Here is a 13,030-nt window from a genome sequence, read left to right on the forward strand (position 1 = left end):
AGTAAGATTAAGTGTGGAGGATTTAGACTTTGACAAAATAGCTTCCATTAGTCCAGATATATCACTACGTATGGCATTAGAATTGATGAAGAAAAACAATTTGAATAGTCTTCCTGTGATAGATGGAAATGAGCAATTAGCAGGTATTGTAACAATATCAGATATAATAGGGGCTTATATAGATGTATGGGATAATGGTATTTTAGGAAAATCAGATACTTCTATAGATAATATTATAGATACTCTGTCTGCTAAAATCATTACAATAGCAGATAGAACTAAGTCACTTACAGGAAAACTTTTAGTTTTGGCAATGGAACCTAAATCTGTAGGAAAATACATAGAAGAAAATGACATAGTCATATGTGGTGATAGAAAAGATGCTCAAGAACTTGCAATTAATAGTAATATTTCTTTAATGATTGTAACAGGAGATGTTAAAGTAGATGAAGAAATTATTAATCTAGGAAAAGAAAAGGGTATAACCATAATATCCACACCTCACGATACTTTTACAACCTCTAGACTAATAACTCAATCTGTACCCATTAGCCATGTAATGTCTACAGACAATCTAGTGACATTTACACTTGATGACTTAGTAGATAATGTAAAAGAGCAGATGTCTCAAACTAGATATAGATCTTATCCAGTAATAGATGATGATAATAACAATAAAGTAGTAGGTTTAATATCTAGGTACCATTTAATATCAAGTATGAAGAAAAAGGTAATTCTAGTTGATCATAATGAGCGTAGTCAATCAGTAGACGGTTTAGAGGAATGTGAAATATTAGAAATTATAGATCACCATAGAGTTGCAGATGTATTTACGGGAAATCCAATATATTTTAGAAATGAACCTGTAGGTAGTACATCTACAATAATAGCTTCAATATTATTTGAAAATGGCAGAAGGCCTTCAAAAAAAATGGCAGGAGTATTGGCAGCAGCTATAATTTCCGATACTTTATTATTTAGATCTCCTACATCAACTAATGTAGATAGAATGATATTGGAAAGACTAGCAAGAATTGCAGACTTAGATGTAGAAAAATTCGCAATGGAAATGTTTAAGGCTGGAACTTCCTTAGTTGGAAAAACACCACAAGAATTACTTAGCCAAGATTTTAAAACCTTTACCATAGATGAAGATAAGATAGGAATTGCCCAAGTATATACTATGGACCCAGATAGCTTAAAGGATATGAAATCTGACTTAATATCATTAATGGAAGAAAGAGCAGAAGAACGAGGGTACTCTATATTTATATTAATGCTAACAGATATATTTAAAGAGGCTTCAGAAATGGTAGTAGTAGGACATAATAAAGAATTAGTGGCAAAGGCATTTGGAAAGAGTCTTGTAAATAACTCATTCTATGCACCAGGGGTCCTTTCAAGGAAAAAGCAAGTGGTTCCGCCAATAACCAATACTTTAACAAATATTAAAGAATTGTAAAATTATATAAAGACAATGAAGGGCTATAATAATTAGTTAATTATTATAGCCTTTTTGCGTAGAATTCATTATTACTTGAAGACAATATTTATTGAGGTGAATTCGTTAGCAGTGAAGGATAAAAGAATATTTTGAAAAAAGAAGGAATTTGGAAAACAATGTAGAATAGTATTATGGTAGGAAATGGTAAAGGGGAATGGTATTAAGAAATAAATTTGCCATAGGTCGACTAGACATTGGAATTGATATTAGATGCAGCAAGTTCAAAGACTACAGAATATAGATTCATGTAATTAAGGAAAGAAGATAAAATATTATAGACCTGATTAATGCAATAGTTAGTGAAAATGATGATATCAGGCAGTTCTTTGGGGGTCTATTTGATAGAAAACTAGATGCTGTGAAATAGTAAAATGCGAATTCAAGAAGAAAGGGGTACAAAATGGAAAGAATTTTAATACTTGGAGCAAGTGGATTAGTAGGGAAGGCTTTATCAAAAGAACTAGATAAGAAATATGATGTTTATGGTACGTATAACAATAATAAAATAGTTTCGATAAATTCGATTTATTATGATATGAGCGAAGTTAATAAGATAATTAATATTCTTAATAGTGTTAAGCCTTCAAGAATAGTGTACTGTTTAACGGGGAATTTTAAGACTCAAATAGAACTTCTCAATGAACTTATAAGATACTTAATACCTATCAACGGAAAACTTTATTTCTGCTCTACTGCAAATGTTTTTGATGGCGATACAACTATACCACATCCCAAAACTCATGAACCAATTGCTAAAAGTGATTATGGTAAATTTAAAATAGAGTGCGAAAAAATATTAAGAAAAGATTTAAACGGCAATGGCATAATTTTTAGACTTCCAATGATATGGGGCAAAGACTCACCTAGACTAAATAGTCTTGTAACATCATTAAAGAATAATGAAAAAGTTGATGTTTACACAAATCTATATCTTAATAATAATACAGATGAAATGTTAGCAAAACAGATATATTATATAATTGAAAATGATTTAGAAGGAATATTTCATCTTGGTAGCAGTGAGGTTATTAATCATTATGAATTTATAAAAAAGGTTATTGTCAAATTAGGATATAAAGATACAAAATTTAATGAAGAAACACTTCCAGGAGAAAAATACTATTTAGCTGTTTTGCCAACTATTAAAGAGTTGGCTAAAGATTTTATTTTTTCAAATGAGTATGTTATTAATCATATAACAGAGTAGGAAGTTTACATCAATTATTTAATATAGAGGAGTGTAGGGTGAAAAGCGTTATCACTTCCCATAACAATGTATTTGCGCAAGGGTATTTGGGTGCAATCTTAGGGTGTTGTACACCACATCCCTTCACTGGGAGCAAAGCTCCACCAAGGGGGTTATCTTTAATTTATTGAAAGATAAAGTAGAAATATTATGTAGGGTGTACAAATATAGACGTGGATATGTATAAAGATTTACTATACTTTTGGGAAATTTTTTAACTTGTGATACAAGCGTATAGTGCAAGTAAAATATTATTTATAAAGCATGAAAGAGATGTTTTTTCGTATTTCTTGTTTTTTGAGATAAATTAGTCAACAAAAATAATTTATATTACGAGGTGAGTGTATGAAAAATACAAGACTTTTTATGTTTGCTGTCGCATTAATCATGCTGTTGGCATTGGTTGCTTGTTCATATAGTACCACATCGATGGATACAGCCAGGACTTCAGAACAATCAACGGGGCAGATTTATCTGTATGGAGAACATCATGGTGTTGAAAAAATATTGGAAAAGGAATTAGAGTTATGGAATAAATACTATCATAAGGATAATATGAGACATTTATTTGTTGAATATCCCTACTATTCTGCAGGGTTTTTAAACTTATGGATGCAGTCGGATAGCGACGATATTCTGGAGGAATTATATAAGGATTGGGAAGGTACAGCGTCACAAAACCCTTATATTAAAGAATTTTATAAGAAAATAAAAAGCGAGTGTCCCGAAACTATTTTCCACGGTACGGATGTGGGTCACCAGCACCATACTACTGGACGACGATTTTTGAAGTATCTTGAAGAAAATAATTTGGAAAGCTCCGAGCAATATTTATTGGCACAAGAAGCGATTGAGCAAGGCAAGTATTATTACGAACATTCTGATCATGTATACCGCGAGAACAAGATGGTGGAGAACTTTATCCGTGAATTTGACAAACTAAAGGGCGAGAACATTATGGGGATTTACGGCGGAGCTCATACGGATTTTGACGCTAAGGACTATATGACTAATTCTGTTCCCTGTATGGCAAAACAACTAAAGGAACGTTACGGCGACGCCATTTATTCCGAGGACTTACCTTGGTTAGCGAAAGAGATTGAACCGTCCAGAGTGGATACAATCACAGTCAACGAAAAAGATTACGAGGCGTCCTATTTCGGAAAACAAGATTTGTCAGGATTCAAAGATTACGCATGCCGGGAATTTTGGCGCTTGGAAAATGCTTATGAACATTTTAAGGATAAGAAGAAAACAGGCTATGTGCTACCTTATGACAATTACCCAATGCTGATAGAAACAGGGCAAGTTTTTGTTATAGACTATACAAAAACAGACAGTTCTATAGAAAGGGTATACTATCGCTCCGACGGGTATATCCGGAATGGTCAGCCGTCAACGGAAGAGTTTACGATGAAATAGCCGTAAATTCAAATGTATATAAAGCACTCCCGAATAAAAAGTGACTTAAATTCGATCTTTTAGCTTAGGACTTGCAAAGTCGGCATTTTAAAAACAGTGTGGTATATAAATTATTTGCATAAGATTTAGCCAAATAGTAATTTTAACCATAGATTATTTGATTTTATAATATAAGATGAATTATGTATAGTAAGGACATTTAACTTTGAGAGGAGAAAAAAATGTTAATTGCTTATAAGGATATTATTTTACGTGATTATAAAGAAGAAGACATTGCTGATGACATTCGATGGATGACAGAAGAAATAGCTTGGCATGAATGGGATGCACCTTGGGAAGCAGAAGAAAATTTTAAGAATTTCAATGCAGATAGGTACTATGAAAAAGCAATGAAAAAATTGCAAGACAAGGGAGATGATAATGAATTTCGTTGGAAATTTGAAATTGATACGAAAGATGGGATTCATATAGGAGGCGTGAATTCTTATCTTAACGATATAGAATATAATTGGAAGCCTGCCTCACAAGGTGGATGTTTACATACTCTTGGAATTGATATATGTGAGTCAGCATACTGGTATAAGGGTTATGGTACACAAGCTTTTACTGCTTTCATAAACTATCATTTCTCTAAAGGAATTACTGATATTTATACAGAAACATGGTCTGGAAATTATCCTATGATTGCCATGGCAGAAAAAATTGGCTTTGAAGTATGTAATTATGAAGAAAAATTGCGAGAGCTGCGAGGTCAGTTGTATGATGGTCTTACGTTTAAACTTAATTTGGAAAAGTTTAATAAATTCCATAATAGATATAATCAAAATCAATATTTGTAGTTAAGACGCATTATTTATAAATTGTGAAGCTAATAATGATTTCTAAGGTTTAAGGGAGCGATGTCTTATCTCACTCTGAATAACGAGGCACCCCACTTCGTATAGCAATGCATTCAAGTATGCTTTAGCAATGTTAGGGTCAAGCCTTTGAAGTAGCCAAAGCATATTTTTTCGATAGCTAGGTCTGAATAAGGATCAGGAACATCTCGAGTGCAAAACGTTATGCGGAATTCATGAAAATCTATATAGAGACCTTGAAAATTAATTAAATCAATATGAATCTAAAATTTAATAATGAGTTTATTATATATGATAAGGATGGAGAAAATGAAAAAGACTAAATTAATTATGCTTGAAGGTATACCAGGTTCAGGCAAAACAACCACATCTCAATTGCTATATACATACCTTAAAGAAGTTGGCGTAAATTCAGAAGTTTATATTGAAGGTAGTGAACATCCAATTGATTTGCCTTTTTATGCTTATCTTACGAAGAGTGAATACAATAAATTACTAATAAGATTCCCTCAACAAGCAGAATGGATTCGATTAAACTCTATTATAGAAAATGATTATATCTTAATACCTTATAAAGTACCTGAGCCAAAACCATGGAGTGATGAATTAGCTGAGTATTTATCTTTTAAAGAACTTTGTTATTCAAATAAGGCCATTGTCCCATTTAATATATATAAGAAGGTATTTTATACACGTTTTGAACAGTATGTTACAAGAATGTCTAATACGGACGCAGTAACAATTTTCGAGAGTGTCTTATTTCAGCACCAAATTCATGATATTAATAGATTGTATCCTCAAATCCCAGAAGATGAAATCATGGAATATATAAGAAATCTTGCAGTTATAATTAGCCCATTAAATCCAGTTTTATTGTATATATCGCAAAATAGTGTTGAAGAATCATTGAAACACACGGCTATTATTCGCTCAAAACCAAAATGGTCAAATCCTGAAACAGTAGAATATTACATAAAACGAAAAAATTTGGAACTTAGAATAGTCAAGCTCCTACCTTTTCGTTCTTATATTTTGAATAATACAGATAGAGATTGGAATAAGATGTTTGATAGTATTAAAAGCATTCTCGATTGCGAAATCAAAGATGTCATGAACTCCGTATAACACCGTATCTACGCAGTAAGGGACAAGATCTTATTGGTCTGCCCGAGGACGTAATCTTGAGGGATGTGCACCACATACCTTTACCTGGAGCAAGCTCCATCGGGGAGTCATCCAGTTGAAGAATATCGCAAGGAAACGTTATTTGCCATGCTGGGATATGACAATTGGAAGTTTCAGCATGATAAGCAGGGATATTAAATTATTGGAGTTAAAATTTATGGGGTCAAGAATAATTCATTATTGTGTAGGCAATAAGATACTGAAAAGAGTGAAGCTTGATGAACATCAATTTATGTTAGGTAATCTAGCACCAGATGCATATAGTCCAGAACTTGGTGGATATTTAGTATCTCATTTTCGTATACCTGAAGAGATAATGAAGTTTGAATGTGTTGATTTAGAGAGGTTCAAAAGTAAGTATAAACATCAAATAACCAACGATTTTGTGCTGGGTTATTACTGCCACTTAATAACTGATAATCTGTGGTTAAAGGATGCATATAAGAAGTATGGGCATCTTGGGTTGGATGAACGTAACCAAGCTGTGAAGTTAGTATATAAAGGCTATTGGGTGTTGAATACAAAGCTCATGGATAAGTTTAGCTTGAATCTAGTTAATTTTTAGACTATTGAATATATTCTTATAGAAGAAATTGATGCCACTTTTGTAAATGAGCTTGTTGAAAGCCTCGACAATGATTTCAGTAAGAAGAGTGATATCGGAGAATTGAAAGAGTTGAATTATGATAAGATTTTACAGTTTATCAATGATGCAGCGAATGAATGTATCAGAGAAATCTGTATCCTAAGAGATATATAGATAATAAGTGGTAGTAGAAGATTTTTAGCAAGTGATGCATTCGAAGCCTTAAACTTAGTTCTCTTATATTAACATAGTCTAATATTGTATTCATGCTGTGGCTAAAGTGTTAAAGAGATTTCAGGAACAGTTTTTGAATTGTATAAATCAAGAGAAAAAGAAATACAAAGTAAATATCAAAGATACTTGGTACTAGAATATCATAAATTATACTAGGAGGTTTATAATGAGTAATGATTTAGCATTATCTATAGTAAAAAACAAAGCTGATGTAGCGGCATTTTGGAAGTTGTTTGATAGTTATATTAATGAATTATCTGTAAATATATCTTTAGGAGATGACTTCGATTTAGATTATTTTTATTCGGATGAATATAGAGATGCAATTGAGAAACTGAGAATAAGAGATAAAAATCCATTAAGAATACTCTTCATAAATAAAGAAGAAATTATCATTGGTTTTTTAATGTATGTTACCTATTTTGATGAAGATAGGAAATGCTTTTTAATGGAATACTATATCCAGCCAAATTACCGAAATCTAGGTTATGGAAAATCAGCTTATTTAAAGGCAGAAAAATATATTAATGATGAAGGGGCTTTATATGTTGAACTGACCCCGACAAATGAGTTAAATGAAAGATTTTGGAGTGGTGTTGGATTTAAGAAATCAGAAGATATGGATGAGGATAATAAATATTATTATAGAAAATTATTATAAAGATACTATTGAACGAAAAAGAATATATTATATTATTCTTAAATAAAGAAGGGGTTTTTTAATGATCTTATTAAAGGATGCTGAAAAATTAATAGATATAATTGAAAGTAACTTATATTTGCAAAAAATAATTACAGTATTATATGAACTTGAAATTGAAGATTTTTATATTGGTGCAGGAGCTATCACTCAAACTGTATGGAACATACTAACTAATCGACCGGTAGATTATGGTATAGATGATATTGATGTAGTTTATTATAATCCTCAAAATATAGAAGAAAAATATGAAAGAAAAGTTATGGAATATTTAAATCAAGAATTACAGGAATTTCCTTTTTGGTTAGATGTTAAGAATCAAGCTAGGGTTCATTTATGGTATAGGGATAAGTTTGGATATAATATTGAACCATATAAATCTATAGAAGATGCAATAGATACTTGGCCAACCACGGCTACCTCTTTGGGAGTAAGGAAGTTATCTGAAAAAGACTGGGAAGTTTATGCACCTTTTGGGCTGAAGGATATTTTTCATATGAAGATTGTTGCTAATAATAGACAAATAACAAAAGAGATATATAATAAAAAAACTAAGAAATGGCTTCAAAAATGGCCTGAATTAGATGTAATTCAGTGGGATAATAGGTTAATTCCATTTGTTGATAATAAAAAAATATATATAAGAAAGTAAGGGAATAGCCATGGACGATTTATCAGCTTATATTAGTGTATAGATATTTCAAGAGTAACTTGTATTCAATATCAATTATCTGGTTTACCATCATGTATAATACAACTATTTAATATTTATAGTGGACATGTAGTCGTTGAAGTCTTTAGAAAAAACATATGGGGAAGTTATAGATCCAACAAATAAGCATCTATATGGAACTCCTGCTTCAGCATGAGATATTATGAATAAAAAAATGGGATTTTAGTAAAAAAAGGATAGAGGAAATTATCAAATGTGAATAGGAGGAATTATCTATGGGAGAGTTATCAACATTACTGAACATTGGCAACAAAGTTGAACAACAATTAAATGAAGTAGGTATAAGAACAATTAATCAGTTGATTGAAATTGACAGTAGGCAAGCTTGGCTGAGAATAAAAAGAATTGATGACTCTGCATGTATAAATAGGTTATATGCTTTAGAAGGTGCAATATAGGGAATTCGATGGCATGACCTTTCAGAAGTTGTCAAGGAGGAGCTAAGGGAGTTTTTTAATACCTATAAAAAACTGGAGAAGTAATAATGCTTGAATTAAGATGTGACGTCTGCTGCAATATGCGATTAATAAAGATTGTTTTAGGAGGGGATTAGTGATTGTAAATGATATTTATGAGCAATGTCCAACATATACAAATGATATTATTAAATTAAGACAGACAATATTAGATGATGCAAAGGAATTGCTTAAATGCTATTCCGATGAAAAAGCAGTACCTTTTTTCAACTCCGATAATTGTAATGGTGATAATTTTCATTATATGTCGATAGAAAGAATGAAACAGGCAATCGATTTTTGGGATTATTCTTATAAAAATAAATATTTTGTAAGATGGACAGTTGTCTTAAATGCTACACAAGGAAAAATTGGGACTATTGAAATGTTTCATAGGATTGCAGATGATGAATTTAATCACTATGGAGTTTTGAGAATAGACTTACAGAGCAACTATGAGAAGCAAAAATATATTGATGCTATTTTGGAAATTGCTGATGCAAACTTCTTTAAAGCCTTTAATGTTGAATTTATCATTACAAAAGCTATTCCAGATGCAGTTGAGTGTATTGCATCACTAGAACGAAAAGGTTATTTGCCATTAAATAGAAAGCTTGAGATACATGATCATTATTTTATAAGAGAAAAAAGGTGAAGTAAATAATACATATTTAATAATATTAAGGAGATATGCAGCATGAAAATATTAATGATCAATGGTAGTCCGCATAAAGGGAATACATGGCGTTTAACGGAGAAAGTAAAAGAATTAATGGAAACTCTCGACAACACAGTAATATTTGAGGAAATACATTTAAGTGAATTGGATATTCCATTCTGTACAGGTTGTAGTGTGTGTTTTAGGAAAGGACACATTTTTTGTCCTCATAATCAGTATATTCAGCCTATTATGGATAAGATTGCAGGCTGTGATGGTATAATTTTTGCTGTTTCCTGTTTTCAAGGTGCTGTTCCTGCTCTTACCAAAAATTTTACAGATCATTTAGCTTTTCTACTTCATCGACCAAGATACTTTGATAAAAAGGCTTTAATTATATCAACTACAGGTGGTGTTTCTGCAAATAGTGTTACACAATCTCTTGCTAGTACTTTATCTGGATGGGGATTTAACAAATGTTATCAATTGCCGATTGTTGCATTGAGTTGGAATGATTATAAACCATCGGAAAAGCATATAAAAAAGGCATATAAAATATCGAAGGAATTTTATATAGATTTAAAATCAAAAAAACTTCATTCTCCCAAAATTGGAGTTTTAATTCCTTTTAACTTATTTCAAGCCATGTGTGAAGAATATGCACCTGGAACAGAATATGCTACAAAAGACGGAGTTTTTTGGAAACAGTATGTTGGTATGAGATATGCTCCAGGAATTCCGTTACCGATATATAAAAGGGTACTTGGAAAACTTATCTATCAAATTGGGAAATACCTTTCACAAAAGATGATTGTTACATATAAAAAATGAATATATTTTTATAATAAAAATCATTAAGGATATTATTTTTTCATTATAAGGGGTGAATTATATTGTATGAAAGTGTTCTTGATTTATTCATTCGACGTAGAAGTATCCGCTCATATCTTGATAAACCTATAGAAAAAGAAAAGATAGACACGATTTTAAAAGCTGCATTTGCCGCACCTTCCACATGTAATAATCAACCGTGGGAAATGATAGTTGTAACTGAAAAGAGTATTATGGATGAAATAAGAGCAAAGTTTAGCTTTGCAAATTATAATGCTCCATGTGCTATTATTGTATGTGCAAATACTCATTTATGTAGAAATATAAAAGGTATGTATATTTTTGATTGTAGTGCAGCAATACAAAATATATTGCTATGTGCAACGGCACTAGATTTGGGGTCATTATGGGTTGGGGTCTATGGAGAGCAATCTATAAAAAAGATATCTGATATTGTAGGGCTACCTAAGCATGTTGTACCTTGTGGAATTGCATACATTGGATATGCTAATGAAGTAAAAGGACCCAGAGAACAGTTTAATGATAAAAGAGTATATGAACAAGTATATGATATAAATAGAAAACATAGAGCTAGACCTAAAAATATGAAAAAGTTGACTTGATGTATGAATGAAAGATGTCATTTTCCTTGGCGGTTCGTTCTATGTCATCTAACAGCGTATTTCCGATACTTTGCTATAATGATGGTGTTTTGAGATCCGCTGACAATGTAGGAACCAGTTGAAAGATCATCCTTGTTAATAAGCGATGATTTATTAATTGATTTAGGCTCTGATATTACTACTTCAGCAGCTATGTATAACATTGATTTGACAAAGATAAAGTATATTTTACAAACACATGAACATTCTGACCATTTTGATGCAGGCCACTTAATAACACGACTTAAAGAATATGCAACGGAAAATGTAGGAAATATCAGCTTGTTTGCGTCTAAAGAAACTATTCGTACTCTAGATATGTGGCTTAGAGCTGAAGAATCAAGAGTTGATTTATTTGATTCAAATTGGTTGAATAGGTTATGCATGGATATTAAATATCTAAGACACGGAGAGAATGTGAAGATAGAGAATTATTTAGTTACTCCTCTAGAATATTTACATGATATAAGAGATAATTCTTTGATATTTATTATTAATTATAATAATGTAAATATAATGTATGAACTGATTGCTTGAAGATATCTGATAGAGCATGGAAAATTTTGAAATCATTTAGACTTGATTTGGTTATATTGGACCAGACATATGGAGAAGGTAAGGATGCAGGTAGACACCTGGATTCAGGACAAGTAATTGGTATTATTTCGAAAATGAAGGTGGAAAAAATAATAGATGAAAGTAGCTTAGTTTATGCAACGCACATATCACATGAAGGGAATAGTATACATGATGTTATGGAAAAGGTTGCAATAAATAATGGTTATCATATTGCATATGATGATTTAGAAATAAATATATAGATTACCTTTATACTGATTTTTATCATATTAAAAATTGAATTAATAAGGAATATTTTTATTTTATGTAATAATAATCAGTTTACGTAGAGTTAATTGTAAATTTAATAGTGTGGGACTTTAATTAACATTGCATTCAAGTTTGTTGTAGCTATAGTGAGGCAAGCTTTAGGAGAAGCTATAAAATATCATATCAACCAGTTGACATAGCTATGGAAATCTAATATAAGAGTTATGAAGTGAGTTTCAGAATCCTTATAGTTCTAGCTGATATTTTGGATACACCACGTCAGATAAAATGACTAGTAACAGCTCTTATGTTTGCAAGGGGGAATAAAGGTGTGGAAAATAAGAGAGTCAGAGCATTATATTTTTAATTATCATGAAAATTCTTATGCTGAACAAGACATAGCAAAAATTATTGAGATACAAGAAAATTGTTATGAATATATATGTGAAGTTTTAAATGTTAAATTAAATAAGAAGCTAAATTATTTTCTTTGTAATTCACCAGTGGAGGTAGGTGAACTGTATGGAGATAATGAACCATGTAACGGTTTCACAAGAATGCCTAATAAAATTTATGCGGTTTATAATGAGGATATTAAATGTATTGGATATCATGAAGATGCCCATATGATTTCATATAATACTTTATCAAGACCACCTCAAAATTTTATTCGAGAAGGTTTGGCAATGTTTTTTGATAAAAGCTGGTGGGGGATATCCAATTTTGCTTGGATAGCTTATTTCTTAAAAAAGAATAAGTTGCCTAGACTTTACGATTTAATAGAGAGTTCAGATTTTTATAAACATAGTTATATCATTACATATCCTTTATCAGGGGTGTTTACTGATTATATCATATCTATTTTTGGAATTGAAACATACAAAGAATTTTATAAAAATTTAAATGAAGACTTTAATTATTGTTTCAAAAAGTCGTTTGGAATGTCCTTGAATCAAGTAGAATTAAACTTTATTAAGTATTTAAATAATATTAACATTAGTAATGATATTTTAAAAATAATTGATATAAAACTAGAGAGGGAGGATTTTAAGTGAGATGCAAAAGTCATTTCATCTAACAGAGACTTAATGACATCGAAAAGAAATGATATAGGTTAATTATAAAAAAC

General features: G+C 31.0%; 15 protein-coding genes. All 15 read left to right on the plus strand.

Annotation, left to right across the window (positions count from 1 at the left end; all coding sequences use genetic code 11):
• The first annotated feature begins 13 nt into the window (after nucleotides 1-13).
• Complete coding sequence (locus CIW83_RS01970) at nucleotides 14-1,462, plus strand: putative manganese-dependent inorganic diphosphatase (RefSeq protein WP_369819348.1); 1,449 nt, start codon at nucleotides 14-16, stop codon at nucleotides 1,460-1,462.
• Between the two features lie 442 nt (nucleotides 1,463-1,904).
• Entirely contained in the window at nucleotides 1,905-2,711 is an 807-nt protein-coding gene (locus tag CIW83_RS01975; RefSeq protein ID WP_094898990.1) for a sugar nucleotide-binding protein, read from the plus strand.
• 384 nt (nucleotides 2,712-3,095) lie between these two features.
• On the plus strand, nucleotides 3,096-4,172 hold the full coding sequence (locus CIW83_RS01980) for a hypothetical protein (protein ID WP_094898991.1): 1,077 nt from the start codon (nucleotides 3,096-3,098) through the stop codon (nucleotides 4,170-4,172).
• 221 nt (nucleotides 4,173-4,393) lie between these two features.
• Nucleotides 4,394-5,011, plus strand: coding sequence for a GNAT family N-acetyltransferase (locus CIW83_RS01985; protein ID WP_094898992.1), 618 nt, complete (start codon nucleotides 4,394-4,396; stop codon nucleotides 5,009-5,011).
• A gap of 327 nt (nucleotides 5,012-5,338) precedes the next feature.
• Complete coding sequence (locus CIW83_RS01990) at nucleotides 5,339-6,154, plus strand: hypothetical protein (RefSeq protein ID WP_094898993.1); 816 nt, start codon at nucleotides 5,339-5,341, stop codon at nucleotides 6,152-6,154.
• A gap of 115 nt (nucleotides 6,155-6,269) precedes the next feature.
• Nucleotides 6,270-6,779 (plus strand): hypothetical protein, encoded by a 510-nt coding sequence (locus CIW83_RS01995; protein ID WP_143598500.1) that lies wholly within the window; start codon nucleotides 6,270-6,272, stop codon nucleotides 6,777-6,779.
• Between the two features lie 421 nt (nucleotides 6,780-7,200).
• The gene (locus CIW83_RS02000) at nucleotides 7,201-7,695 is read left to right on the plus strand and encodes a GNAT family N-acetyltransferase (protein WP_094898995.1); all 495 of its coding nucleotides are present in this window, start codon (nucleotides 7,201-7,203) and stop codon (nucleotides 7,693-7,695) included.
• Between the two features lie 61 nt (nucleotides 7,696-7,756).
• Nucleotides 7,757-8,386 (plus strand): nucleotidyltransferase family protein, encoded by a 630-nt coding sequence (locus CIW83_RS02005; RefSeq protein ID WP_094898996.1) that lies wholly within the window; start codon nucleotides 7,757-7,759, stop codon nucleotides 8,384-8,386.
• Nucleotides 8,387-8,682: 296 nt separating this feature from the next.
• The gene (locus CIW83_RS02010) at nucleotides 8,683-8,865 is read left to right on the plus strand and encodes a TfoX/Sxy family DNA transformation protein (RefSeq protein WP_201259638.1); all 183 of its coding nucleotides are present in this window, start codon (nucleotides 8,683-8,685) and stop codon (nucleotides 8,863-8,865) included.
• A 154-nt stretch (nucleotides 8,866-9,019) separates the two neighbouring features.
• Complete coding sequence (locus tag CIW83_RS02015; RefSeq protein ID WP_201259639.1) at nucleotides 9,020-9,577, plus strand: GNAT family N-acetyltransferase; 558 nt, start codon at nucleotides 9,020-9,022, stop codon at nucleotides 9,575-9,577.
• A gap of 42 nt (nucleotides 9,578-9,619) precedes the next feature.
• Complete coding sequence (locus tag CIW83_RS02020; protein WP_094898997.1) at nucleotides 9,620-10,411, plus strand: flavodoxin family protein; 792 nt, start codon at nucleotides 9,620-9,622, stop codon at nucleotides 10,409-10,411.
• A 62-nt stretch (nucleotides 10,412-10,473) separates the two neighbouring features.
• Nucleotides 10,474-11,034: a nitroreductase family protein gene (locus CIW83_RS02025; RefSeq protein WP_094898998.1), complete on the plus strand. Its 561-nt coding sequence runs from the start codon at nucleotides 10,474-10,476 to the stop codon at nucleotides 11,032-11,034.
• 132 nt (nucleotides 11,035-11,166) lie between these two features.
• A complete protein-coding gene (locus tag CIW83_RS02030) occupies nucleotides 11,167-11,610 on the plus strand; it encodes an MBL fold metallo-hydrolase (RefSeq protein WP_094898999.1) in 444 nt (147 codons plus the stop codon).
• 26 nt (nucleotides 11,611-11,636) lie between these two features.
• Entirely contained in the window at nucleotides 11,637-11,894 is a 258-nt protein-coding gene (locus CIW83_RS02035) for a hypothetical protein (RefSeq protein WP_143598501.1), read from the plus strand.
• Between the two features lie 336 nt (nucleotides 11,895-12,230).
• Entirely contained in the window at nucleotides 12,231-12,956 is a 726-nt protein-coding gene (locus tag CIW83_RS02040) for a hypothetical protein (RefSeq protein ID WP_094899001.1), read from the plus strand.
• The last annotated feature ends 74 nt before the right edge of the window (nucleotides 12,957-13,030 follow it).

The organism is Tissierella sp. P1 (genome assembly GCF_002266425.1).
Taxonomy (GTDB): Bacteria; Bacillota; Clostridia; order Tissierellales; family Tissierellaceae; genus Tissierella; species Tissierella carlieri.